Raw genomic sequence first — 21,945 nt, 5'->3', positions numbered from 1 at the left:
TCATCTTGTGAATCAAACTACAAATATAAATTTATTACGTAATACAATTCTTTCTTTTTAGTTAAAATGTAACAATTTGCTTTTCAAATGTGTTATTATGACGCAATGTACTTATTTTTTCAATTTTATTTTTCAATTTTAAGTTAAAATTGTGATTGCTACACTTCTGTTTTTATGATTTGATTTTGGCTAATTAATGAAGTCGAATTTTAAAAATGGTTTCGTTCTTTAAAAATGAACTAAATTGCAACACTTATCAGGATACGAAAGTTGTATTTAATTAAAATTGAATGTTAAAAGACATCATAGAGAATAATCAAAATTATCAGCCAGGACTTTCGATAGATTGCGTGATTTTTGGTTTTCACGACAATCAGCTTAAAGTTTTATTGATCAAGATTCCACACAGCAAAAGTTGGTCTTTACCCGGCGGATTCATTCCAATTGATCAGGATATTGATACCGCTGCCGTAACAGTTTTAAACGGGAGAACCGGTGTAGAAGGTATTTTTTTAAGACAATTTGCCACTTTTGGAAAGATAAAACGAAACGATCAGCACTTTGGAAAAGAAGTGTTAGAATACCTGAAAATTGAAGAAGAAAAAGGAAAATGGCTCACACAACGATTTGTTACGATTGGCTATTATGCCTTGGTCGATTTTTTAAAAACGATTCCGAAATCTGCTAATAAAGAAGAAGTGATCGAATGGATTGATCATAAAGAAGTACCCGAACTTATTTTGGACCACAAAGAGATTCTTGATAAAGCCTTGCAGACGTTAAGAACTGAGTTGAATTTAATGCCAATAGGATACAATTTATTACCCGAGAAATTCACAATTCCCGAACTTCAAAAATTGTATGAAACCATTTTGGATAAAAAACTCGACAGAAGAAACTTTCTAAGAAAAATAACCAATATTGGAATCCTGACTAAACTTGACGAAAAGAAAAGCAATGTCGCACACAAAGCTCCAAACCTATATTCTTTTGATAAAGATAAATACGATGAGGTTCTTAAAAATGGATTAAATCAAGGTTGGTAGAAGTAAAAGAACAGTTGATGTAAACCCGACAAGTTTTTATCCCGAGGCTTCGGGACTGTCAGGTCAGCTAAATTATTACGAAACAATAAACCTAAACGTTAAATTTACCCGAGGTTTTGTAGTTGTTTTTGTTGGTGGCAATCGATGCAACCAATGTGTTTGCGTTTCATCTTTCATGACCAATAAACTTCCATGTTCTAAGATTAATGAAACCACTTCTTTAGTTTCTTTATGTTTAAAAGCAAACTTGCGTTCAGCTCCAAAACTTACTGAACCAATGGCGCCATTTTTCTTTAAATCCTTTTCGGCATCGCTGTGCCACGCCATTCCTTCATCTCCGGAATGATATAAATTAAGCAAACAAGAATTAAAAATTTCACCTGTTTTTTCTTCAATGATTTTCTTTAATTCTAAAAGTTCTTTCGTCCACGAAAGTGCCTTTTTGGTAGTGTTCGAATACGTATATTCAAAACTAGAATTGCCGTACCAAGCTACTTTTCGTTTCGTGAGAATCAATTTTCCAAAAATGATAGCCTCATCGTTTTTCCATTCGATCGATTGGAGTAAAATATCCAAATAACGATTGGCCTCTTCTCGAGAAAACAGTTTACCATAATAATGTACCGTTCCATCTTTAGGAAGCAAATTAGTCGTTTCGTCAGAATGCGGATTAAATAAGTCCATTTTTCCAGTTTTGATATTCGGTTTTCATACAATGTCCGCAAGGTCTAAAGCCATTTTGTATGGCTTCATGTTCAGATAAAAAGAAAACCCGATTTTCTCGTTTCATCCTTTTACCCGAAGGACATTTTAAAGTTCCGTAGATTTTTAGTTTTCGGTTTCCACCAAAGCAAATTTCCACATTTTTAATTTTATTTCGTAGATCGCGGTCGAGAATTTTATTGTGTTCGATCATTTTTTTGTCATTTTTTTTGCCACAGATTACAGGATTAAAATGATTTAAAAAATCTGCTTAATCTGCCTGAGCTGCGTGAAAAAAATATGGGTTTTTATATTGTAGAGACGCATAGCGGTGCGTCTAACGTTTTGAGATTTTTCCGCCACCAATTCATGAATTAAATCAATTCTATTCGCATAGATTTTTAAAATAATTCGTGAATTTGTGCCGAAAAAAAAGACGGTTATAGATTTATTTGCGCGCCTTCCCAACCAATAATGGCCGTTTTTCGGGTATTTCCCCACATATAACCGCCAAAGGTTCCAGTAGATTGAATCACGCGATGACATGGAATTAAAAATGCTACAGGATTGCTGCCAATGGCTGTTCCAACAGCTCTAGAAGCATTTGGTTTATCGATTTGCTGTGCAATTGAGCCGTAAGTAGAAAGTTGACCCATCGGAATTTTAAGCAGCGTTTCCCAAACCTTCAATTGAAAATCGGTTCCTTTTAAGTGGAGTTTTATTTCCGATAATTTACTCCAATCGTGTTGAAAAATAAATAAAGCGTTTTGTTGTACTAAATCTAGTTTTCGAGAAAATATTGAATTTGGGAACTTGTTTTTTAAATTTTCAAATCCTGTTTCTTCATCTTCGGCGAAAGCCATAAAACAAACACCTTTATGGGTCGAAGCGACAATAATATTTCCAAAAGGACTTTCGGCAAAACTAAAATTAATTTCAAGATTTTTACCGCCATTTTTATATTCGGCTGGTGTCATTCCTTCGATGTTTACAAATAAATCATGCAAACGGCTCGTTCCGGAAAGTCCCGTCTCAAAAGCAGCATCAAACAAAGTGGCTTGATTATCTTCTTTCAGGATTTTTTTGGCATGTTCTACACTAATATATTGCAAGAACTTCTTCGGACTTGTTCCTGCCCATTCTGTAAACAGCCGTTGAAAGTGAAACGGACTCAAATGAACTTGATCTGCAACTTGATCTAAGTTAGGCTGTTCTTTAAAATTCGCTTTGATATAATCTATTGCTTCGGCGATACGATTATAATTGATGTTTTCCTGTGTGTTCATCTTCATTCAATTTTATAATGCAAATATCGACTGTGTTTTGCGGGTATAAAATCCGAAACTTGCTTTCTTTTTAACCGCAAAGTACACAAAGGTTTACGCAAAGCACGCTATGTTTTTTGCAATATTGTCATCCTGAGCGAAGTCGAAGGTCGCAAAGTAAATCGACAAAGATTGACTTAAATTTTATGAACAAAACTTTGCGAGAGATTATATTATAACAAATGCTTCTCCATTTTGTAATTAATCAATTCAACACCCAATCTAATATTTCGTTGTTCGGCTTTTGCGACAAAGCCTTTCTTTTCGAAAAATGGTTTTGCAGTTATGCTAATATCTGATGTTATTATTTTTGAATTATGATTTTTGGCTTCAGTTTCTAATGCAGTTAAGATTTTATCGGCAATTCCAAGTCGTTGAAAATCTTTATGAATGTAAAAGAAATCAATATAATTAGCATCCTTCAATGTGCCGAAACCTGCAATTTGGTTTTCGATAATAGCTAATAAAACAAATTGTGTATTGATAACTTCCAGCCAGCGATCTTTATTTTTTACTCCCGAAATCCAAGCTTCAATTTGAGCAGAATTATAATCGTTTTTACAAACATGTTTAATCGTTTCGATATACAATTCCTGCATTTCTTTCAAGTCTGAAATAGTAGCTTTTCTGAAATTCATTTTTTAAAGTTTGAAATTAGTGCGCTGTCGTTTTAGAAAAAACATTAATTACAACAACTCCAATTAATATTAAAGCCAATCCAATAATTGCAGGTAAATCTGGAATTTGCTTGAAGAATACAGCGCCAATTATAGTAATTAAAACAATTCCAACTCCCGACCAAATCGCATAAGCAATTCCAACCGGAATGGTTCTAATAGCAAAACTTAAAAAATAAAATGCACCACAATAGCCAATTACAGTAATGATACTTGGGAGTAATTTGGTGAATTCTTCAGATTTTTTTAATGCTGATGTGGCAATGATTTCGAACATTATTGCAATTCCTAAAAAGATAAAGTTTTTCATATCACGTTTTTTACAAAGTTAACGTTTGTATTGGTCTGGGATGAACTATTTTTTGTGAGATTTAATTATCGCAGATGAATTTCTGATTCATTATTTTTAGCTTCATCAAAACAATCCGCACATAACATTTTAAAATCGGCTTTGGCTTGAAAAACTTCAGTCCATTCTTCTCCATTATCCAGCAACCATTGTTCGCATTTTCCACACCAGGCAATTTGAGGAAGATCTTCTTCTGCTTCCGAATAATAAAAACCAACTTTTTCTTTTTCGTCTATCGCCATCGCAATATGAATGCAGGTAAAAGACATGTCATTTGAACCATGCTGGTCGCATAAAACTTTTTCAATCATTTTAATATCGTTTTATAATCTGTTTGATTGCTAATATAAAAATATAATTTGCAATTATTTTCTGGATATAAAAGAAAAACCCTTACGTAAATTGTATTTAGTAAGGGATTAATATTAATTCCAATTTATGAGATTTTTTTTAAGGATTAAGCGATAATCCAACACTAAAAAACAATCGGACTTTGTCAATATTATTGATCCAGGTAGTATCAAAATGAATAGGCCCCAAAATGGACTGATAAGAAATCGCAGCTCCTCCAGATATTACCAGGCTAGGGTCGAAGCCATCGTCCCAATTTCCTTTTGGATTAAATGCTTTTTTTATGTATTCATCAAAAGAATCAAACCCAACAGTTGCAACATTAAAATGAGGCGTTAGATAGATTTTTCCCAAAAGGTTTACTTGAGAAGCTATTTTTAAGCCCATATATTGCGAAACATTGAGTTCATCTTCGTGTAGACCGGCAAATAAAAAACGATTACTACCGGAACTTGGTATAATTCCTCCTAAGAAATATTTTGAAGCATAACCATAATCCAAAAATGGGATTTGATTGTCTTTGAGTTTATCCTGAAAAATAAAATAAGAATCAAAGCCAATGATTCCTGTAATTTTCTTTTTTAAAAGTGCTCTCTTTTCAAAGCTAAAACCAAATTTTGTATAACCATTTGTTTTGCCGGATATACTTATTTGATTTGGATCGCTAAAAGAGGTGTAAACATGTGATAGTAATGATCGGGTTACATTTGCTTTTATAATTGTTCCATTTTCAGCAAAGTAAACTTTATCCATATCATTATATGAATAATGCATGTTTAATTCTATTGTGTTCAAGGAGTAATTCTTGATGTCGATCGAGTTAGGATTGTATTCTCGTTCGTACTTTGGTTTTAAATTAGCAAATTGATAATGTAAGCCATAACCAAAATAACTCTTAAGCGAATTTATATTTCGGTTGATTTCATTATTAAATTCAACAGAATTATAAAGAACATTGTCTGAAGCTTTGCCGTTAAAATAAATTTCTTGCCTTAATAAGGCTCCATAAAGTTCAGATGACCACCACCAATCTCGGTTTTTTCCAAAATTTTTCTGATAATTGATTCGTGCTTTTGGCTGTTCAGCAATATCGACTGTTACAAGAAGACGAGATGCTCTGGCAAGAACATTTCTGGCGGTGTAATTAAAAATGATTCCAACGCCTCGATAAGTGTCATAATGCACAGAGGTATTTAGCTGGTTTTTGGCGCGTTCATGTCCAAATATTGTAACACCTAGTTTGTTGTCATCTTTGATGAAATAGTTATAGGTAATTTCGTCAAAAAGGTTGGTGCCCATTGCTCTGTTAATGCCTGCTATTAAATCTTTGGTAGTATATTTTACATTTGTTTTAAGGTTTATTCTTCCTAATACCAAAGCAAGGTTTTCCGGACTGATTTTTTTGTATACAATCGTATCTAGAATAATTTCTGAGGGCATTTGTGGTAATTCGTGAATTCGTTGTTGATACCCTTTTAATTTTTCGGATAATGCTACTAAAGCTGGAAGATTTTCGTTCGTCGCGATTTTACCATCTTTATAGATTTCGTTACTATCTGCAAAATCTGCCGTCGAAAAACGAAGGTTTGGCATGTGATCGACTAAAATATCACAGAGTTTTCTATTTGCAGGATTCTTAATGTTACTCGGAAACATACTGGTTTGCGTTAGTATAGTTATAACATTATTCAGTTTGTCTATCGGTTCCAATCCGCCACCAACATCACTACCAATAATAATATCAGCACCCATTTGTTTGGCAACATCTGTAGGGAAATTGTTCAAAACACCACCATCTACTAATATTGTTTTTTCATAGGTCATAGGTTTAAAAATGGCGGGAAGTGACATACTGGCTCTCATGGCATAAGCTAAGCTGCCTTTGCTTAAAATAACCTCCTTTCCTTCAGACAAATCGGTAGCCATGGCTCTAAACGGGATGGGCAGGCTGTCAAAATCTCTAATGTTATATACCGGGTATGTTAATTCAGAAAGATATTCTCTTAAGTTTTGATCATTTAATAAAGAGCCAATGCTGTTTAATTTTTTATTTTTAATTCCAATTCCAACTAAATATCTCTGAAATTCTCTTTTTTCCTCTACGCTTACAGATTTCAGTGACTGGCCTCCGCCAAGTAATTTATCCCAATTAATGTTTTTGGTTAATTTCTCGATGCTATCACCAGAATATCCCATGGCGTATAAACCTCCAATGATGCTTCCCATACTATTCCCTACAATAAGATCAGGAACGATATGCAAAGAATCTAGTTTTTGTAAAAGCGGAATATGTGCAATTCCTTTTGCGCCACCACCACTTAGTACCAAAACGACTTTAGGTTTCTTTTCCTGAGAAAAAATAATTTGTGGGAGAGTAACTAAAACTAAGAAGAGGAATAAATAAGTTGTTTTTTTCAAGTTTGTACTATTTAAGTATTTGAGAAATAGATTCTTATTCTAATTCTTAAAAGTAAGTAGATATTTATAAACGTGCAATTTTTTGAAAGAAATGTTTTTTTGCTGAAATGTAGAAACAACTAAACCTTGCATTTCTGCAAGGCTTAGTTAATTGTTATTTCGATAAGGTATATATAGTTTTTCCTTCCTTTTTCATTTTTTCTTCTTCTTCAGATTTGAGAGCTTCTACTTGTTTTTTTAAATCTTCTATTTTTTTTGAACTCAATTCTAATTCGTTATAATTCTGGTTAAGTTTTTCGTGAGATTTTTCGATGTTTTTTTGAAGCTCGATATTATTGTTGGCTTTTGCATTATTTTTAATATTTTCAAGTTCGTCCTGATTCGCTTTTAAATCAGCTTTTAATTTTTCTGCTTTCTCCTCTAGTTTCTTTTTGTTTTCTTCTTCTTTGACTAATTTTTTTTCAGCAGCTTGAATTTTATTTGATGAGTGAGGTTTCATTTGCTGCATATGCCAGTCATTTGACCACCTTTGTCGCTGGTTGTTAATTTGTTGATGCATTTGTTGACTGCTAGATTGTGCAGAAACAAAAAATGGTAGAATTATTAATGCTAATAAAATAAATCGTGGTATCATAATTTGGGTAAAAGGTTGGTTTTGAATCCAAATGTAAATGTTTATTTTAAAAATTATGATAAAATATCTGAATAAATGTAAGGTTTAAAAAAGAAACCCCGACAGATTTTTAAAATCTATCGGGGTTAAATATGTAATTAAAAGAAATCTGAAATCTAAACTCCAGAAATCTAAAATTTATTAATATCTGTAGTATTCTGGTTTGAATGGACCTTCAACCGGAACACCAATATAAGCAGCCTGATCGTCACGTAGAGTTTCAAGTTCAACGCCTAATTTAGCTAAGTGCAAAGCAGCAACTTTTTCATCTAAATGTTTAGGTAACATATAAACGTCATTGTTGTAAGCAGCACTGTTTTTCCATAATTCGATTTGAGCCAAAGTTTGATTTGTAAATGAGTTACTCATTACAAAACTTGGGTGACCTGTAGCACAACCAAGGTTTACTAAACGACCTTCAGCAAGAATGATGATATCTTTTCCAGCGATAGTATATTTGTCAACTTGTGGTTTGATTTCGATTTTTGATGCACCGTGGTTTTTGTTCAACCAAGCCATATCAATTTCGTTATCAAAGTGTCCGATGTTACAAACAACAGTTTTGTCTTTCATTTGTTCGAAATGAGATCCAAGAACGATATCTTTATTTCCAGTAGTTGTAATGATGATATCAGCATTAGCAATTACAGTGTTTAATTTTTTAACTTCGTAACCGTCCATTGCAGCTTGTAAAGCACAAATTGGGTCAATTTCAGTAACAGTTACAATAGATCCTGCACCTCTAAAAGAAGCAGCAGTTCCTTTTCCAACATCACCATATCCACAAACGATAACTCTTTTTCCAGCCAACATTAAGTCAGTTGCACGACGTACAGCATCTACAGCAGATTCTTTACATCCGTATTTGTTATCAAATTTAGATTTAGTAACAGAGTCATTAATGTTGATTGCAGGCATTGGTAAAGTTCCGGCTTTTACTCTTTCGTAAAGTCTGTGAACTCCAGTTGTAGTTTCTTCAGACAATCCTTTGATTCCAGGAACCAATTCAGGGAAACGGTCAATAACCATATTAGTTAAATCTCCACCATCATCAAGAATCATGTTCAATGGTTTTCTGTCTTCACCAAAGAATAAAGTTTGCTCAATACACCAGTCAAATGATTGCTCATCTAGACCTTTCCAAGCGTAAACTTGAATTCCAGCAGCAGCAATAGCAGCAGCAGCCTGATCTTGAGTTGAGAAAATGTTACAAGAAGACCAAGTAACTTCAGCACCAAGAGCGATTAAAGTTTCGATCAAAACGGCAGTCTGGATAGTCATGTGTAAACATCCAGCGATACGAGCACCTGCAAGAGGTTGTTCGTCTTTATATTCAGCACGAAGCGCCATTAAACCTGGCATTTCAGCTTCAGCTAGTTCAATTTCTTTTCTTCCCCAAGCAGCTAGAGAGATGTCTTTTACTTTGAAAGCCACAAAAGGCGTAGTTGTAGTACTCATTTATAGTATATTTGTAAATTGTAATATTTTTTGCAAATTTACGTAATAACTTTATAATTTTTACTAACTTCTATAAGTTTTGTGAAATGTTTAATTTCTTAATCTTTTGAACTTTAGCTAAATAATTTTGTTTTCAAAAGCTAATAATGAAAGTAAGGAGCTATTTCCTGCTGTTCGCTATATCTTTTCCTTGCTAAAGAAGCAAGAAAAAGGATGTCGCTTCCATTAGGGCTAGAAACACCAGACTATAAATTAAAAGTTTCATTTTCAGATCAGGAAAATAATTCATAACTTAAAACTCACAATTCATAATTAAAAAATAATGCCTTTATTCCAGACCATCCAGTGCAACGAAACTACCAAAATCTTAATTTGGGAAATAACCGAATCTTTTGAGGAGCTATTGGCCAAAGTAGTTTTAAAAGAAAAAACACAATTGAGGTTAAACGGAATGAAATCTCAAATGCATCAACGTGCTTTTTTGAGTGTTCGCATGCTAATTCAAGAGATGGGTTTTACAGATCTGGATTTACATTATGACGAATTTGGAAAACCTTATTTTGATTGTCATAATTTTATTTCGATCACGCATTCGCATAATTTTGCTGCTATTATTATAAGTCATGAAACCGTTGGAATTGACATGGAATTGCAACGCGAAAAAATTCTTCGCATTGCTGATAAATTTGTAGATACAGAATTCAGTTATTTACAACCGAATGTTTTAGAAGAATACGTAAAGAAACTTACTGTAATTTGGGGCGCAAAAGAAGCCATCTTTAAAATTAGAAACGAAAAAGGAATCAGCTTTAAAGATCATATTAGAGTAGAGGATTTTTCATTAAATGAAAATCATACTCAGGCCAGTCTGCATTTTGATAATTTGGTAAAAGATTTTGATGTACATTATAAAGAAATCAAATCTGATAATTCTGAAGGAACCTTTACTTTGGTTTATGCTTTTGAGAAATAGTTTTTAGTCTCATTCACAATATTGTCATTTCGAGGAACGAGAAATCACACCAGAAACTCCGCAATGAACTTTGTCAATCTACGAGTATCATTTCGAGCGAAGGGAGAAATGATAAAAATGCTGTAATTTCTATTCTTTTAAAGATTCCTCAGCCAATTTCTTGCGATGCTCAAACATACTCATAAACAAAAATGTTCCCATTTTTCTGGCGCGTCTTTTTAGTGTTTCGACATTTTCGCCCTCAAAATGTTCATCCAGAGTCTGAAACCAATAGTTCAGCCAGATTCCAAATTCGTTAGAGGTTATTTTGCCATCAAAACGAGCGTCAACTTCATTGTGTACTTCATGCGGATTACCTTTGTATTTTTTTACGGCAAACAAATTAGTTTCCCAAAAATCAGTTAGTTTTTCCAAATGAGCATCCCAATCTTTAATCATTGTGTTAAAGTAGAAACCAATTTCTTCATCGGCTCTTATTTTAGCATAAAACTGATGTACCAAAAAAGATACATCAGCTCTGTTTTCTATTTGTTTTCTCAAAGTATTAAGCTATTTAAAAGTATAAAAAAGACACTCAAAAGTGTGCTAACAATAATAAGGTTAAAAATAACTTTATGTTTCATTTGTGCCAAAATTGAAGTGTTTGCAAAAACACAAGCCAGAACAATAATGGCAAGTTGTATCATTTGTGCAATAGATGTTCCATTAGCTAAAACATACATTGCAGCAGCGCCTCCTAAACAGCTCTGACCAATTACAGCCATTGCAGCAGAACCCATATAATTTTTATTAAAATTGTCGAATGTTGTTTGATATAGTGTCATGATATTAAGTTTTTTATATCAACAAAGGTACATGCACAATACCACTACGTTTTATGACTTAAATCATAAAACAAGAACTTTTTTATCGGTATACTTTTCTATTTATGATCTTTAAAACACCTTTTTTCTCGAGCATCTTTATGGTTCTAATAACGGTTTCGACACGTAAACCTGTTAAATCTCCAATTTGTTGTCTGGTAAAGTTGATGAGGTAACCGTTTTCATCTTTTTTAAAATTAAAGTAAGCAATACCGGTACCTATCAATTTTAAAATGCGATGTTCTGGTTCTTGTGTAGACATTTCGGCTGCCATTATTGATTTGTAATACAAACGCTGGGCTAAATTCTCAATTATTTTAAGACTAATGGCAGGGTTTTCTTCCAGCAACTTCATGAAATTTTGTTTAGGCAACAAAAGAATTTCTGAATCATCTACAGCAATTGCATTAGCAGGATAAGTTTGATTTAAAAATAACGGAGGTTCACCAAAAGATTGTTCTTTATAAAAAATGCCCTGAATAAATTCGCGTCCATCATCATTATAATTGCTCATTTTTATTTCGCCCGATATAATCTGATAGTAATGCGTTGGAAGATTACCTTCTTCAAAAATAATTTCATTTTTATCAAAAGATTTTTTCAGTGCACCATATTTTTCCAACAGATCAATTGCAATCATAAAATTTGTTTAGATGTAACACAAATATAATTCATTCAAAATAGTTCTTCTACATTAAAAAACTTTTACTTTTACGCCCGTTATGAGACAAAAAATACCCAATATACGCCAGCAAATTCTTGAAGCTAAAAGTAATGGACAAAAATTACTTGCCATACTTTTAGATCCTGATAAAATTGTTTGGGAAAATTTAGATCATTTATTGCTTAAAATAAATCAATCTCCCGCAACGCACATTTTTGTGGGCGGAAGTATTGTAGAATCTACAATCTTAGAGGATTTAATTGAGGCATTAAAACAAAAAACAAATTTACCGGTTGTAATATTTCCCGGTAATCCTTCACAAATTTCACCTCAGGCCGATGCTATCTTGTTTTTATCCTTATTATCGGGCAGGAATCCAGATTATTTAATAGAATATCAAGTACAGGCAGCGCCAATTCTAAAAAAGACAAATCTGGAAGTTATTTCTACAGGTTATATTTTGATTGAAAGCGGAAACGAAACTGCTGTAGCGAGAGTAAGCAAAACAAAACCATTGAATAGAGAAAATTTTGATTTGGTTTTGGCAACTGCACAAGCCGGAGAAATGTTAGGCAATCAATTCATTTATTTAGAAGCAGGAAGTGGAGCAAAAATGGCAGTTCCGCTGGAAATGATAGAGTTAATTGCGCAAAATGTTAATATTCCTCTAATTGTTGGAGGAGGAATTGTAGATTTGCACGGAATTCAAAAAGCGTATAAGGCAGGCGCTGACTTAGTAGTTATAGGAACTGCTTTTGAAAACGATAGTCAGTTTTTTGAATCATAACCAAAAACAACCAAAACAAGTAACCAATGATTGATTTTTTTTTAGACAGTTATAAAAATGCTCCTTTATGGCATATTGCTTTAGAGTTTTTGGTTTTTGTTTGTGGGATCTTGAGTGTTTGGTTTGCCAAAAAAGAAAACATTTGGGTATATCCAACCGGTTTAATCGCGACTGTTATCTCAGTTTATCTGCTCTACATTGCGGGCTATATTGGTGATATGATTATCAACGGATATTTCTCAATCATGAGTATATATGGTTGGTACGTTTGGGCAAAAGGAGGAACCGTAGAAGACAATTTGCCAATAACACGAACGAATCTTAATGAAAAAATAATTGGAATTATATTGTTTTTTGTAACTGTTTTTGTAGTTTTCGGAATTTATAAGTATTTTGATTACGAAATCAAAAAAGACAACTATGTCGATATGATTTCATCGGGAATATTTTTTGCGGGAATGTGGTATATGGCCAAGAAAAAAATCGAAAACTGGACACTTTGGATTATTGGTGATATAATTGTAGTACCCCTTTATGCGTATCGCGGCTTAGGGATGTTGTCACTACAATATTTAATTTTTACAATTTTGGCTATTTCAGCTTATTTAGAATGGAAAAAAATCTTAGACAGCAAAAGACAGCTATCATAAAAATTGCCTTATTTGGCCCTGAGAGCACAGGTAAAACTACCTTAGCAAAACAACTTGCAGAATATTATGAAACCGAATGGATTCCTGAGTTTGCACGTGATTATTTGCAAGAAAAATGGGAAGAAAACCAACACATTTGTGTTGCCGATGATATGTTACCTATTGCATATGGACAAGTTGCACTTGAAAATCAAAAGTTAGCCGTAGCAAAAAAGTATTTGTTTTGCGATACTAATTTAATGGTTACAAAAGTTTTTTCTGAAATGTATTATGGTTTCTGTGATCCGCTTTTAAACGAAGCTGCATTAGAGCATGAATACGATTTGTTTTTCCTTACCGATATTGATGTTCCTTGGGAAAAGGACGATATTAGAGATACGCCAGACGGACGGGAAACAGTATTTTCGGTTTTCAAACAAACCTTAATTGATACAAATAAACCTTTTATAACACTTTCTGGTAATAAAGAAAGTCGTTTGGCAAAAGCTACAGCTATTATAGATCGCTTGGCTATTGCAAAAAAACAAGGTCTTTCATCTGCAGATTTTGTACAGATTTATGATCACGGTATTTCATTTGATAAAATTTTAAATCAGTTAGAAATTTTTAAAAACGGAATTCTAAAAGCTAATTTAATTAGTCCGGCAACGATTAATAACGGAATTTTAAGTCTGTCGGAAGAAGATTTTGAGAAAAAAGCTCAATTTTTTGATACACAAAAAGCACAACTTAAACTTAAAAAATTTGTTCCCGCATCTGGTGCTGCAAGCAGAATGTTTAAGTTTTTAACTGCTTTTTTAAATGATTTCAATGTTAAAAAAGAAACAATAAACGCTTACGTCAATAGAACAAAATGTAGTGAGTTGTCTATTTTTATAGTAGGAATGGACAAATTTCCTTTTTTTGAAACTGTAGACAAAAAGTTGCATGAGATTTATCCTGATTTTCAATCTCTGGAAAGTGATTGTAAAAATTACTACTTTATAAAAACCTTATTAGCGTCGGATTATTTTGATTTTGCAAACAAGCCAAAAGCCGTTTTGCCTTTTCATCAATATCAAGAACATATTGCAAATCCAATAGAAGAACATTTGAACGAGTGTGTGCATTATGCATCCTCAAATCAAATTTCTAATTTGCATTTTACTGTTTCAGAAACCCATCAAAGTCTGTTCGAAAAAGAAGTTGAGGTTCTTAAAGAAAAAGTAGAGAAAGATTCTGGAATTAAAATTGAGGTTGCATATTCGTATCAAAATAAAAGTACAGATTCTATTAGCGTAGATTCAAAAAATGTCCCTATCCGTGATAAAAGCAATAAATTGGTTTTTAGACCTGGAGGACACGGAGCATTAATTGAGAATTTGAATGAACTTGATTCTGATATCATATTTATAAAAAACATCGACAATGTAATTCAGAATCATATAGATAAAATTGCTTTGTATAAAAAAGCCTTGGCAGGAATTCTAGTCGAAATTCAGCAAAAAGTTTTTGGTTATTTAAATGCCATAGAAAAGCAGGAAATAAAAGAAAATAATCTCGAAGAAATTGTAGCGTTCTTGATGCAAAAGTTAAACATCGAGATAAGTCGCGACTTTAATAAGTTTACGTTCGAAAATAAAATTATTAAAATTAAAGATTTGCTAAACAGGCCAATTCGCGTTTGCGGAATGGTAAAGAACGAAGGCGAGCCCGGCGGAGGTCCGTTTTGGGTAATGAATGATAAAGGTTCGGTTTCGTTACAAATTGTCGAAACTTCGCAAGTCGATTTGTCAAACAAAAAACAACAGGAAGTTTTAGCAGAAGCAACACATTTTAATCCTGTTGATTTAGTTTGCGGAATCAAAAATTATAAAAATGAAAAGTTTGATCTCTTAAAATTCGTAGATCAAAAAGCCGGTTTTATTGTCGAAAAAAGTGTTGATGGAAAAGCAATTAAAAGTTATGAATTGCCGGGATTGTGGAATGGCGCAATGGCAAATTGGTTAACTATTTTTGTAGCAGTTCCTTTAATTACCTTTAATCCTGTAAAAACAGTAAACGATTTATTAAAGCCTGCACATCAACCACAATAATGGATATAGAAAAAATCATATCAGAATTAAGTTTTAAAGCCGTTAGAAGCAGTGGTGCTGGTGGGCAAAACGTAAACAAAGTGTCATCAAAAGTGGTTCTAACTTTTGATGTGAATGCTTCACAAGCTTTATCCGATGAAGAAAAACTGCTATTATTAACAAATATTGCCCCACGCTTAACGACCGAAAATATCTTAATTTTAAATTGTGACGAAGATAGAAGCCAGCTAAAAAACAAAGACATTGTTATAAAACGCTTTCTGGAGATTATCAAAAAAGGATTATTTGTTCCTAAAATTCGAAAAGCAACCAAGATTCCAAAATCTGTAATTAAAAAACGAATCAAGGATAAAAAGAATGTTTCAGAGAGAAAACAATCTCGTAGAAAGCCAGACTTAGATTAAAAATCTAAATTATAAAATCCAAATTCCAAAAAGCTCACTTTATAGGGCTTTAATTGGAATTTGGAATTTATTTTTTGTAGTTCTAAAATTGAAAATTTTGCAAGTTTTGGAATTTGGAATTTCAATTCTTGGAATTTGATTTTTTAACATTACATTTGCACTGTCTCAAAGGGGTGCTCTAAATAACGAGCTGAGATCATACCCAAAGAACCTGAGCGAGTAATGTCGCTAAGGGAAAAAACGACAATTTTAGCGTACACACTATATTTTGTCGTGAAACATTTATTAATTTAACAAAGAATAATTCCCCCTTTTATTCGTAATTCTTTACGAATGAAAACATTTTTTTTAGGTACTGAGGTACTAAGTTACAAAGGTTCTAAGTCTAAAAATAGGACCAGAACAAAGTCTATTTTCTTTCTTCTTTCTTCTATTTTCCTTACACAATTCTCTTTCGCACAGGAACAAGATTCAACCAAAGTCAATAAGCTTGATGATGTGTTAGTTTCGGCAGTTCGTGTTACTACAAAAACGCCAGTTTCGTTTAGTAATATGACTAAAAAAGATATTAAATATCGAAATCTGGGTCAGGATATTCCAATTTTAATGAATTATTTGCCGTCTGTAGTAACCACTTCAGATGCAGGAGGAGGAATTGGTTACACCGGAATTAGAGTGCGTGGTAGCGATGCAACAAGAGTAAATGTTACAATAAACGGAATTCCGTATAACGATGCCGAAAGTCAAGGAACATTTTGGGTAAATATGCCTGATTTTGCTTCATCTGTAGAAAGCTTACAATTACAACGTGGAGTAGGAACTTCTACAAATGGTGCAGGTGCATTTGGTGCAAGTTTAAATATGCTTACAGATAACTATGCTACAAAAGCAACTGGAGAAATATCGAGTTCTTACGGAAGTTTCAATTCAAACAAAAATACAGTAAAGTTTAGTACAGGATTATTAAACGATCATTTTGAACTTGCAGGACGTTTGTCTACCATTAAATCTGATGGTTATATAGATCGTGCGAGCTCTGATTTAAAATCGTATTTTTTGCAAGGTACTTATGTTGGAAAAACAACTTTAATAAAAGCGTTGGTTTTTGGAGGAACTGAGAAAACATATCAATCATGGAATGGAATTGATGCCGAAACCTTAAATTCAAATCGTACCTACAATTCTGCCGGAAAGTATAAAGATGAAGCAGGGAATGTACATTTTTATGATAACGAAACAGACAACTACAATCAAAATCATTATCAATTGCATTGGAGCGAATCAATTTCGGATAAATGGAGTACTAACTTAGCCTTGCATTACACAAAAGGGTTGGGGTATTACGAAAATTATAAATACAATGAACCAATTGAAGGATATGGCCCAATTCAGCCTACAAAACAAGTTGAAAATGATTTAGGAGAATTAGTGCCAGGAACTGATTTAATTCGTCAGAAATGGTTAGATAATGATTTCTACGGTACAACATTTTCAGCAAAATATGTAGCAGAAAAACTAGACGTAATTATTGGTGGAGGCTGGAACAAATACGAAGGAGATCATTATGGAAAAGTAATTTGGGCGAGAAATTCTGGGCAATCAGAATTAGGCAATCATTACTATGATGATTTTTCGACAAAAACAGATGGAAATATTTTTGCAAAAGCAAATTATCAGTTTACAGAGAAGCTTAGCTTTTACGGAGATTTACAATACAGAAATGTAAAATACAAAGCAAATAGTGCAGAAACTGGATTGGTTGACGATCATTTTAATTTCTTTAATCCAAAAGCAGGTTTTAATTACGAATTCAACCAGAACAACACACTTTACTTTTCATACGCAAGAGCGAATCGCGAACCAAACAGAACCGATTATGAAGGAGGAAATGTGAAACCGGAGAAATTAAATGATTTCGAGTTGGGTTGGAGATTCAATTCAGATAAATTTCAATTGACTTCAAATGTTTATTATATGGCTTACAAAGATCAATTAATCTTAACTGGAAGACTTGACGATGTAGGAAATCCAATTCGTGCCAATAGTGAAAAAAGCTACCGTTTAGGACTTGAAGTAGATGCAACTATAAAGCTTTCAGAAAAGTTTATGCTTAGACCCAATTTTACTTTGAGCAGTAATAAAAATGTTGATTTAGCTGTTGATGGGCAAGTTTACGGAACTACAGATATTGCTTATTCACCATCAGTTATTGCTGGAAATATTGTAGTTTACAGTCCAATTGAAAGTTTGCATATTTCGTTATTGCAAAAATATGTAGGAGAACAATATATGAACAACATCGAATTACCATCGGCTAAACTGGCTGATTATTTTGTAAACGATCTTAATGTGTCTTATGAGATTAAACCAAAATCTATTTTTAAATCGATTATGATTACAGGTTTAGTAAATAATATTTTGGATAAAAAGTATGTTTCAAACGGAGCCATGTGGGATATTTATCCTTACTATTATCCTCAAGCAGGAATAAATTTCTTAGCCGGATTGACTTTAAAATTCTAATAATATTTGAAAATAAAAAAGCCTGAAAATTTAAACTTTCAGGCTTTTTTTATTTTAATTATAAACGTGAATCACAGTTCCGCTTACTTCAACACGATATTGTTTTAGAGGATATTCTTTGCCGCCAAGACCAGTAAACAAACTATATTCTGATTTGTCGCAAGAACAAACAGCATTTATTCCGTTAATTGTCATTGCAGTACAAGCAGTGATAGGTTGGTTTGGACACGCAGCATCAAAAGCATTGTAACCGCTTCCCGTATTAAAAATAATAATTCCTTTAGCACCATAATTTGGAACTATTACACCATTGCTTACAAATTTAAGATTCGAATACGATGGCAAATTCATATCTATAGATAAATTAACGGCATAACTAGGTATGTTTGGGTTTTTGTTGCTAATGCCATTATCACTACATGAGAAAAGGATTGAAACAAATACAAGTAAGATCCAGAATTTTTTCATTATTTTATTAAGAATTAGTGAAACAAAATTAAATTATTTAGTTTTGAATTCTATATGATTAACATATAATTATGTACTATTAAAAATAATAGTATATTTGTAATACAAAATCCCGTCCCGATGGGATTTTTTGTATTTATATAAACGACGAAGTTATGAGTAAAGTATCTTATTATACAGCAGAAGGATTAAAAAAATTAAAAGATGAGTTGGAGCACTTAAAAAGTGTAATGCGTCCAAAGGCATCTCAAGATATAGCAGAAGCAAGAGACAAAGGTGATTTATCTGAAAACGCCGAGTATGATGCAGCAAAAGAAGCACAAGGTTTATTAGAAATGAGAATTGCTAAACTGGAAGAAGTATATTCTAATGCAAGATTAATTGATGAATCGCAACTTGATGTTTCGAAAGCATTGGTACTTTCTAATGTAAAAATTAAGAACCAAAGCAACGGAATGGAAATGAAATATACGCTTGTTGCTGAAAGTGAAGCTGACTTAAAAACTGGAAAAATCTCAGTAACTTCTCCTATTGGAAAAGGATTACTAGGAAAATCAGTTGGTGAAGTAGCTGAAATTACAGTACCAAACGGAGTTTTGAAATTCGAAATTCTTGAAATTTCAAGAGACTAAATTAATGGTTTAACTGTTCAATCGGTTAAACGAATAAACGAATAAACGAATAAACGATTGAACGATTTAACAAATAAACAATATGTCATCAATATTCACGAAAATAGTAAACGGAGAAATTCCTGCATATAAAATTACTGAAGACGATAATTATTTAGCTTTTTTAGATGTCAATCCAAATGCAAAAGGACATACACTATGCATTCCAAAACAAGAAATCGATAAGATTTTTGAGATGGATGATGAGTTGTATTTAGGATTGATGAAGTTTTCTAAGAAAATTGCAATTGCTTTGGAAAAAGCAGTTCCATGTAAAAGAGTTGGAATGGCCGTTGTTGGGTTAGAAGTTCTTCATGCACACGTACATTTAATTCCGTTAAACCATATGGATGAAATGCGTTTTCATGATAAAGTTGCCCTTTCTAAAGAAGAATTTGAAGCATTGGCTAAAAGTATTCAGGAGAATTTGTAAATAAAAATATTAAGTTTTAAGAAAAAAATCACAATTTTTATTGTGATTTTTTTTTAAGTAAAAATTTTAATCATGAATAGATATATAGTTTTAGCGTTCGCATTTTATTCGATTATGGCTACGGGACAAGTTAAAAATAATTATGAAGTTACAGACAAACAGGTTTCTAAAATTGAAACTAGTTCAACTAAATCAACGGAAGATATTGCTAATTATATAAAAGATAATTTTAAAACAGATGGCGACAAAATAAGAGCTGTATTTTATTGGACGGCTTCAAATATTAGTTATGATGTTGAAAATATGTTTGCGGTAAATTTTAACGAAAGCAAAGAAGATAAAATAAATAAAGCACTTAAAAACAGAAAAGGAGTTTGTATTAATTATGCTGAGGTTTTTAATGATATTGCAAATAAAGTAGGAATTGAATCTGTAGTCATAGAAGGGTACACAAAACAAAATGGTTTTACAGACTATATATCTCATGCTTGGTGTGGGGCGAAAATAGAAGGGAAATGGTTTGTTTTTGATCCAACTTGGGGATCGGGATCTATTTCTGGAGGTAAATTTATTAAGAAAATAAATAATTATTATTTTAAAGCCGATCCATCAAAAATCATTACTTCTCATATGCCTTTTGATTATTTGTGGCAGTTTCTTAATTACCCTATAACAAATCAGGAATTCTACAATAATAATTTTGTTATAAATAAAACAAAACCAAATTTTGATTTTGAAGCTGAAATCGAAAAGTATAATTCGTTATCATATATCGATCAATTGAGAAGTTCAGCAGACAGAATAGAAAAAAATGGAGTTAAAAACGCTATGATCTTCGATCGATTATCATATAAAAGAAATGAAGTTGAAGTTTTGAAATTTAATCAAATTGTAAGCTTATATAATGATGGAATTAATGAGCTAAATTTGTTTATTACATTTAGAAATAATCAATTTAAACCGAATGTTTCAGATGAGGAATTAAAAAAAATGATTGATTCTCCTAAAATGAAACTTTTAAATAGTAAAGAACTATTAGATGATTTAAGTGCAGTTTCAAAAAATAATCAGTCAAATGTTACCTCTTTAAAAGCGGGAGTAAATCAAACATTAAGTCAAGTTGAGGAACAATTTTTATTTGTGGAGAAATATTTAAGCAAATCAAAAACGTCTAGAAAGACAATGTTTACAAAAGTAAGCTGGTTTGGCATTCCAATCAATTAGATTTTTTTATTTATAGAAACCTGAAAAGTCGTTCCCTTTCCAATTTCAGAATGTAAGACCTTTATTTTTCCGTTGTGATATTCTTCAACAATTCTTTTTGTCAAAGAAAGCCCCAATCCCCAACCACGTTTTTTAGTCGTAAAACCAGGTTCGAAAATAGTCTTGAATTGTTTTTTCGGAATTCCGGTTCCAGAATCTTTAATATTTATTTTTACAGAATGAGCATCTTGTTCAATTTGAAGATCCAAAATTCCTTTACCTTTCATAGCATCAATTGCATTTTTTATCAGATTTTCGATCGTCCAACTATAAAGTGTTGGGTTTAACATAGCCAATATAGGTTCGTTTGGGGTGTGAAATGAAAACTCGACCTGTTTTGAGAAACGGGATTGCAAATATTTAAAAGTATTTAAAGTCTCTGCAACAATATCCTTGGCCTCTAAAACCGGAACTGAACCAATTTTCGAAAAACGATCAGTAATAGTTTGTAATCTATCAATATCTTTTTCAATTTCGGCAGTAATAGATTGGTCAATTTCTTCTGTTTTTAATATTTCAACCCAACCAATTAAAGACGATAATGGTGTGCCAATTTGATGTGCCGTTTCTTTTGCCATTCCTGCCCATAATTTATTTTGCGTGGCCATTTTAGTGCTTTTGTAAAAATTGTAAATCAAAGCACCGAACAAAAAAATGATCAATAACAATGCTACAGGATAATATTTCAACTTATTAATCAAAGCTGAATTTCCATAATAAATCTGCTGAAATTTTCCTGGTGCATACTCGATATTAATAGGCTCATTTTCATTTTTTAGATTATTTAAAAATGACATCGACTCTTTTTTATCATTCATAATATGATCAGGAACATTTTTAGAATTAATAATTTTCCCGTACATAACCAGCATTACCGGTACCGAAGTATTACTATTTGTAATTTCAAGAGGTAAATCAAGCTCCGTATATTCATCAGCGTTGATGATTGTTTTTTGAGCGTTGGCCCAAATGTTCATTTTTAGGCGTTCTTCATTTTTAAAAATTTGGAAAAAAGTATAAGTATTCCAAAGAATCAGCGATATGATTAGAAAGGAAATGAAAATAATAATCCAACGAGTTGTATTTCTTGTCTCAGAAAAAGGCATAAACATTATTTTGAGGTATAAATATAACGAAATAAACACATTTTATATTTTGTTGCCCGCTAAAGA

General features: G+C 32.3%; 24 protein-coding genes. 10 read left to right on the top strand and 14 right to left on the bottom strand.

The features are described from left to right. Positions 1 to 290: 290 nt before the first annotated feature. Positions 291 to 1,046, top strand: coding sequence for an NUDIX hydrolase (locus tag IW18_RS04770; protein WP_041516442.1), 756 nt, complete (start codon positions 291 to 293; stop codon positions 1,044 to 1,046). A gap of 75 nt (positions 1,047 to 1,121) precedes the next feature. Here the strand turns inward: IW18_RS04770 and IW18_RS04765 are convergent, their stop codons facing one another. The 9 genes from IW18_RS04765 to ahcY all read right to left on the bottom strand — a co-directional run bounded on the left by IW18_RS04765 (position 1,122) and on the right by ahcY (position 8,999). Further along, positions 1,122 to 1,730 carry an alpha-ketoglutarate-dependent dioxygenase AlkB family protein gene (locus IW18_RS04765; RefSeq protein ID WP_041516441.1) on the bottom strand — a complete coding sequence of 203 codons (609 nt, stop codon included), beginning with the start codon at positions 1,728 to 1,730 and terminating at the stop codon, positions 1,122 to 1,124. Continuing rightward, positions 1,717 to 1,962: an Ada metal-binding domain-containing protein gene (locus IW18_RS04760; protein ID WP_041516440.1), complete on the bottom strand. Its 246-nt coding sequence runs from the start codon at positions 1,960 to 1,962 to the stop codon at positions 1,717 to 1,719. Before IW18_RS04760 ends, IW18_RS04765 begins: the two co-directional genes overlap by 14 nt. Positions 1,963 to 2,188: 226 nt before the next feature. Beyond that, positions 2,189 to 3,034, bottom strand: a complete 846-nt coding sequence (locus tag IW18_RS04755) for a methylated-DNA--[protein]-cysteine S-methyltransferase (protein WP_084607917.1) — start codon at positions 3,032 to 3,034, stop codon at positions 2,189 to 2,191. Positions 3,035 to 3,246: 212 nt separating this feature from the next. Beyond that, complete coding sequence (locus IW18_RS04750) at positions 3,247 to 3,711, bottom strand: GNAT family N-acetyltransferase (RefSeq protein WP_041516438.1); 465 nt, start codon at positions 3,709 to 3,711, stop codon at positions 3,247 to 3,249. 16 nt (positions 3,712 to 3,727) lie between these two features. After that, positions 3,728 to 4,060, bottom strand: coding sequence for a DMT family transporter (locus IW18_RS04745; protein ID WP_041516437.1), 333 nt, complete (start codon positions 4,058 to 4,060; stop codon positions 3,728 to 3,730). A gap of 65 nt (positions 4,061 to 4,125) precedes the next feature. Beyond that, a complete protein-coding gene (locus IW18_RS04740) occupies positions 4,126 to 4,410 on the bottom strand; it encodes a hypothetical protein (protein ID WP_041516436.1) in 285 nt (94 codons plus the stop codon). A 139-nt stretch (positions 4,411 to 4,549) separates the two neighbouring features. Beyond that, on the bottom strand, positions 4,550 to 6,868 hold the full coding sequence (locus IW18_RS04735) for a patatin-like phospholipase family protein (protein ID WP_041516435.1): 2,319 nt from the start codon (positions 6,866 to 6,868) through the stop codon (positions 4,550 to 4,552). 154 nt (positions 6,869 to 7,022) lie between these two features. Further along, entirely contained in the window at positions 7,023 to 7,502 is a 480-nt protein-coding gene (locus IW18_RS04730; protein ID WP_041516433.1) for a hypothetical protein, read from the bottom strand. Positions 7,503 to 7,682: 180 nt separating this feature from the next. Further along, positions 7,683 to 8,999 carry an adenosylhomocysteinase gene (gene ahcY / locus IW18_RS04725; protein WP_041516432.1) on the bottom strand — a complete coding sequence of 439 codons (1,317 nt, stop codon included), beginning with the start codon at positions 8,997 to 8,999 and terminating at the stop codon, positions 7,683 to 7,685. A gap of 322 nt (positions 9,000 to 9,321) precedes the next feature. Between ahcY and IW18_RS04720 the strand changes: the two genes are divergently transcribed. Continuing rightward, positions 9,322 to 9,972 carry a 4'-phosphopantetheinyl transferase family protein gene (locus IW18_RS04720; protein ID WP_041516430.1) on the top strand — a complete coding sequence of 217 codons (651 nt, stop codon included), beginning with the start codon at positions 9,322 to 9,324 and terminating at the stop codon, positions 9,970 to 9,972. Between the two features lie 129 nt (positions 9,973 to 10,101). On the opposite strand, the gene IW18_RS04715 is transcribed toward IW18_RS04720, so the two are convergent. The 3 genes from IW18_RS04715 to IW18_RS04705 form a co-directional block, all read right to left on the bottom strand. Further along, positions 10,102 to 10,512, bottom strand: a complete 411-nt coding sequence (locus IW18_RS04715; RefSeq protein ID WP_041516429.1) for a group III truncated hemoglobin — start codon at positions 10,510 to 10,512, stop codon at positions 10,102 to 10,104. Beyond that, entirely contained in the window at positions 10,509 to 10,796 is a 288-nt protein-coding gene (locus IW18_RS04710; protein WP_041516428.1) for a hypothetical protein, read from the bottom strand. The genes IW18_RS04715 and IW18_RS04710 overlap by 4 nt, the downstream gene beginning before the upstream one ends. Before the next feature lie 82 nt (positions 10,797 to 10,878). Beyond that, positions 10,879 to 11,475: a Crp/Fnr family transcriptional regulator gene (locus IW18_RS04705; RefSeq protein WP_041516427.1), complete on the bottom strand. Its 597-nt coding sequence runs from the start codon at positions 11,473 to 11,475 to the stop codon at positions 10,879 to 10,881. 82 nt (positions 11,476 to 11,557) lie between these two features. Here IW18_RS04705 and IW18_RS04700 point away from each other — a divergent pair, with 82 nt between their 5' ends. The 5 genes from IW18_RS04700 (at position 11,558) to IW18_RS04680 (ending at position 17,938) form a co-directional block, all read left to right on the top strand. After that, a complete protein-coding gene (locus tag IW18_RS04700) occupies positions 11,558 to 12,286 on the top strand; it encodes a geranylgeranylglyceryl/heptaprenylglyceryl phosphate synthase (RefSeq protein WP_041516426.1) in 729 nt (242 codons plus the stop codon). Between the two features lie 26 nt (positions 12,287 to 12,312). Further along, a complete protein-coding gene (pnuC, locus tag IW18_RS04695) occupies positions 12,313 to 12,936 on the top strand; it encodes a nicotinamide riboside transporter PnuC (RefSeq protein ID WP_041516425.1) in 624 nt (207 codons plus the stop codon). Then, positions 12,897 to 15,011 carry a DUF4301 family protein gene (locus IW18_RS04690; protein WP_041516424.1) on the top strand — a complete coding sequence of 705 codons (2,115 nt, stop codon included), beginning with the start codon at positions 12,897 to 12,899 and terminating at the stop codon, positions 15,009 to 15,011. Before pnuC ends, IW18_RS04690 begins: the two co-directional genes overlap by 40 nt. Continuing rightward, a complete protein-coding gene (gene arfB, locus IW18_RS04685; RefSeq protein WP_041516423.1) occupies positions 15,011 to 15,415 on the top strand; it encodes an alternative ribosome rescue aminoacyl-tRNA hydrolase ArfB in 405 nt (134 codons plus the stop codon). Before IW18_RS04690 ends, arfB begins: the two co-directional genes overlap by 1 nt. Positions 15,416 to 15,748: 333 nt before the next feature. Continuing rightward, a complete protein-coding gene (locus IW18_RS04680) occupies positions 15,749 to 17,938 on the top strand; it encodes a TonB-dependent receptor (protein WP_041516422.1) in 2,190 nt (729 codons plus the stop codon). A gap of 54 nt (positions 17,939 to 17,992) precedes the next feature. Here IW18_RS04680 and IW18_RS04675 read toward each other — a convergent pair whose 3' ends face one another. Beyond that, entirely contained in the window at positions 17,993 to 18,406 is a 414-nt protein-coding gene (locus IW18_RS04675; protein ID WP_041516421.1) for a Rieske (2Fe-2S) protein, read from the bottom strand. A gap of 155 nt (positions 18,407 to 18,561) precedes the next feature. On the opposite strand from IW18_RS04675, the gene greA reads away from it, so the two are divergent. From greA to IW18_RS04660, 3 genes are all read left to right on the top strand, one after another. Beyond that, complete coding sequence (gene greA, locus IW18_RS04670) at positions 18,562 to 19,038, top strand: transcription elongation factor GreA (RefSeq protein WP_029271926.1); 477 nt, start codon at positions 18,562 to 18,564, stop codon at positions 19,036 to 19,038. An 82-nt stretch (positions 19,039 to 19,120) separates the two neighbouring features. Continuing rightward, positions 19,121 to 19,510: an HIT family protein gene (locus IW18_RS04665; protein ID WP_041516420.1), complete on the top strand. Its 390-nt coding sequence runs from the start codon at positions 19,121 to 19,123 to the stop codon at positions 19,508 to 19,510. Between the two features lie 72 nt (positions 19,511 to 19,582). Further along, a complete protein-coding gene (locus IW18_RS04660; protein ID WP_084607916.1) occupies positions 19,583 to 20,734 on the top strand; it encodes a transglutaminase domain-containing protein in 1,152 nt (383 codons plus the stop codon). Here the strand turns inward: IW18_RS04660 and IW18_RS04655 are convergent. Then, positions 20,731 to 21,879 carry a sensor histidine kinase gene (locus IW18_RS04655; protein WP_041516418.1) on the bottom strand — a complete coding sequence of 383 codons (1,149 nt, stop codon included), beginning with the start codon at positions 21,877 to 21,879 and terminating at the stop codon, positions 20,731 to 20,733. The two genes, IW18_RS04660 and IW18_RS04655, sit on opposite strands and share 4 nt — an antisense overlap. Positions 21,880 to 21,945: the final 66 nt, after the last annotated feature.

It is taken from the genome of Flavobacterium hibernum (genome assembly GCF_000832125.1).
Classification (GTDB): domain Bacteria; phylum Bacteroidota; class Bacteroidia; order Flavobacteriales; family Flavobacteriaceae; genus Flavobacterium; species Flavobacterium hibernum.
The sequence above is the reverse complement of the archived record's forward strand: the minus strand, read 5'-3'. Positions and strand labels throughout refer to the sequence as shown.

Bases quoted from the DNA above. Each gene is read 5' to 3' on its own strand.
- IW18_RS04770 (WP_041516442.1), top strand. From the start codon at position 291: ATGTTAAAAGACATCATAGAGAATAATCAAAATTATCAGCCAGGACTT.
- IW18_RS04765 (WP_041516441.1), bottom strand. From the start codon at position 1,730: ATGGACTTATTTAATCCGCATTCTGACGAAACGACTAATTTGCTTCCT.
- IW18_RS04760 (WP_041516440.1), bottom strand. From the start codon at position 1,962: ATGATCGAACACAATAAAATTCTCGACCGCGATCTACGAAATAAAATT.
- IW18_RS04755 (WP_084607917.1), bottom strand. From the start codon at position 3,034: ATGAACACACAGGAAAACATCAATTATAATCGTATCGCCGAAGCAATA.
- IW18_RS04750 (WP_041516438.1), bottom strand. From the start codon at position 3,711: ATGAATTTCAGAAAAGCTACTATTTCAGACTTGAAAGAAATGCAGGAA.
- IW18_RS04745 (WP_041516437.1), bottom strand. From the start codon at position 4,060: ATGAAAAACTTTATCTTTTTAGGAATTGCAATAATGTTCGAAATCATT.
- IW18_RS04740 (WP_041516436.1), bottom strand. From the start codon at position 4,410: ATGATTGAAAAAGTTTTATGCGACCAGCATGGTTCAAATGACATGTCT.
- IW18_RS04730 (WP_041516433.1), bottom strand. From the start codon at position 7,502: ATGATACCACGATTTATTTTATTAGCATTAATAATTCTACCATTTTTT.
- ahcY (WP_041516432.1), bottom strand. From the start codon at position 8,999: ATGAGTACTACAACTACGCCTTTTGTGGCTTTCAAAGTAAAAGACATC.
- IW18_RS04720 (WP_041516430.1), top strand. From the start codon at position 9,322: ATGCCTTTATTCCAGACCATCCAGTGCAACGAAACTACCAAAATCTTA.
- IW18_RS04710 (WP_041516428.1), bottom strand. From the start codon at position 10,796: ATGACACTATATCAAACAACATTCGACAATTTTAATAAAAATTATATG.
- IW18_RS04705 (WP_041516427.1), bottom strand. From the start codon at position 11,475: ATGATTGCAATTGATCTGTTGGAAAAATATGGTGCACTGAAAAAATCT.
- IW18_RS04700 (WP_041516426.1), top strand. From the start codon at position 11,558: ATGAGACAAAAAATACCCAATATACGCCAGCAAATTCTTGAAGCTAAA.
- pnuC (WP_041516425.1), top strand. From the start codon at position 12,313: ATGATTGATTTTTTTTTAGACAGTTATAAAAATGCTCCTTTATGGCAT.
- IW18_RS04690 (WP_041516424.1), top strand. From the start codon at position 12,897: ATGGAAAAAAATCTTAGACAGCAAAAGACAGCTATCATAAAAATTGCC.
- arfB (WP_041516423.1), top strand. From the start codon at position 15,011: ATGGATATAGAAAAAATCATATCAGAATTAAGTTTTAAAGCCGTTAGA.
- IW18_RS04680 (WP_041516422.1), top strand. From the start codon at position 15,749: ATGAAAACATTTTTTTTAGGTACTGAGGTACTAAGTTACAAAGGTTCT.
- IW18_RS04675 (WP_041516421.1), bottom strand. From the start codon at position 18,406: ATGAAAAAATTCTGGATCTTACTTGTATTTGTTTCAATCCTTTTCTCA.
- greA (WP_029271926.1), top strand. From the start codon at position 18,562: ATGAGTAAAGTATCTTATTATACAGCAGAAGGATTAAAAAAATTAAAA.
- IW18_RS04665 (WP_041516420.1), top strand. From the start codon at position 19,121: ATGTCATCAATATTCACGAAAATAGTAAACGGAGAAATTCCTGCATAT.
- IW18_RS04660 (WP_084607916.1), top strand. From the start codon at position 19,583: ATGAATAGATATATAGTTTTAGCGTTCGCATTTTATTCGATTATGGCT.
- IW18_RS04655 (WP_041516418.1), bottom strand. From the start codon at position 21,879: ATGCCTTTTTCTGAGACAAGAAATACAACTCGTTGGATTATTATTTTC.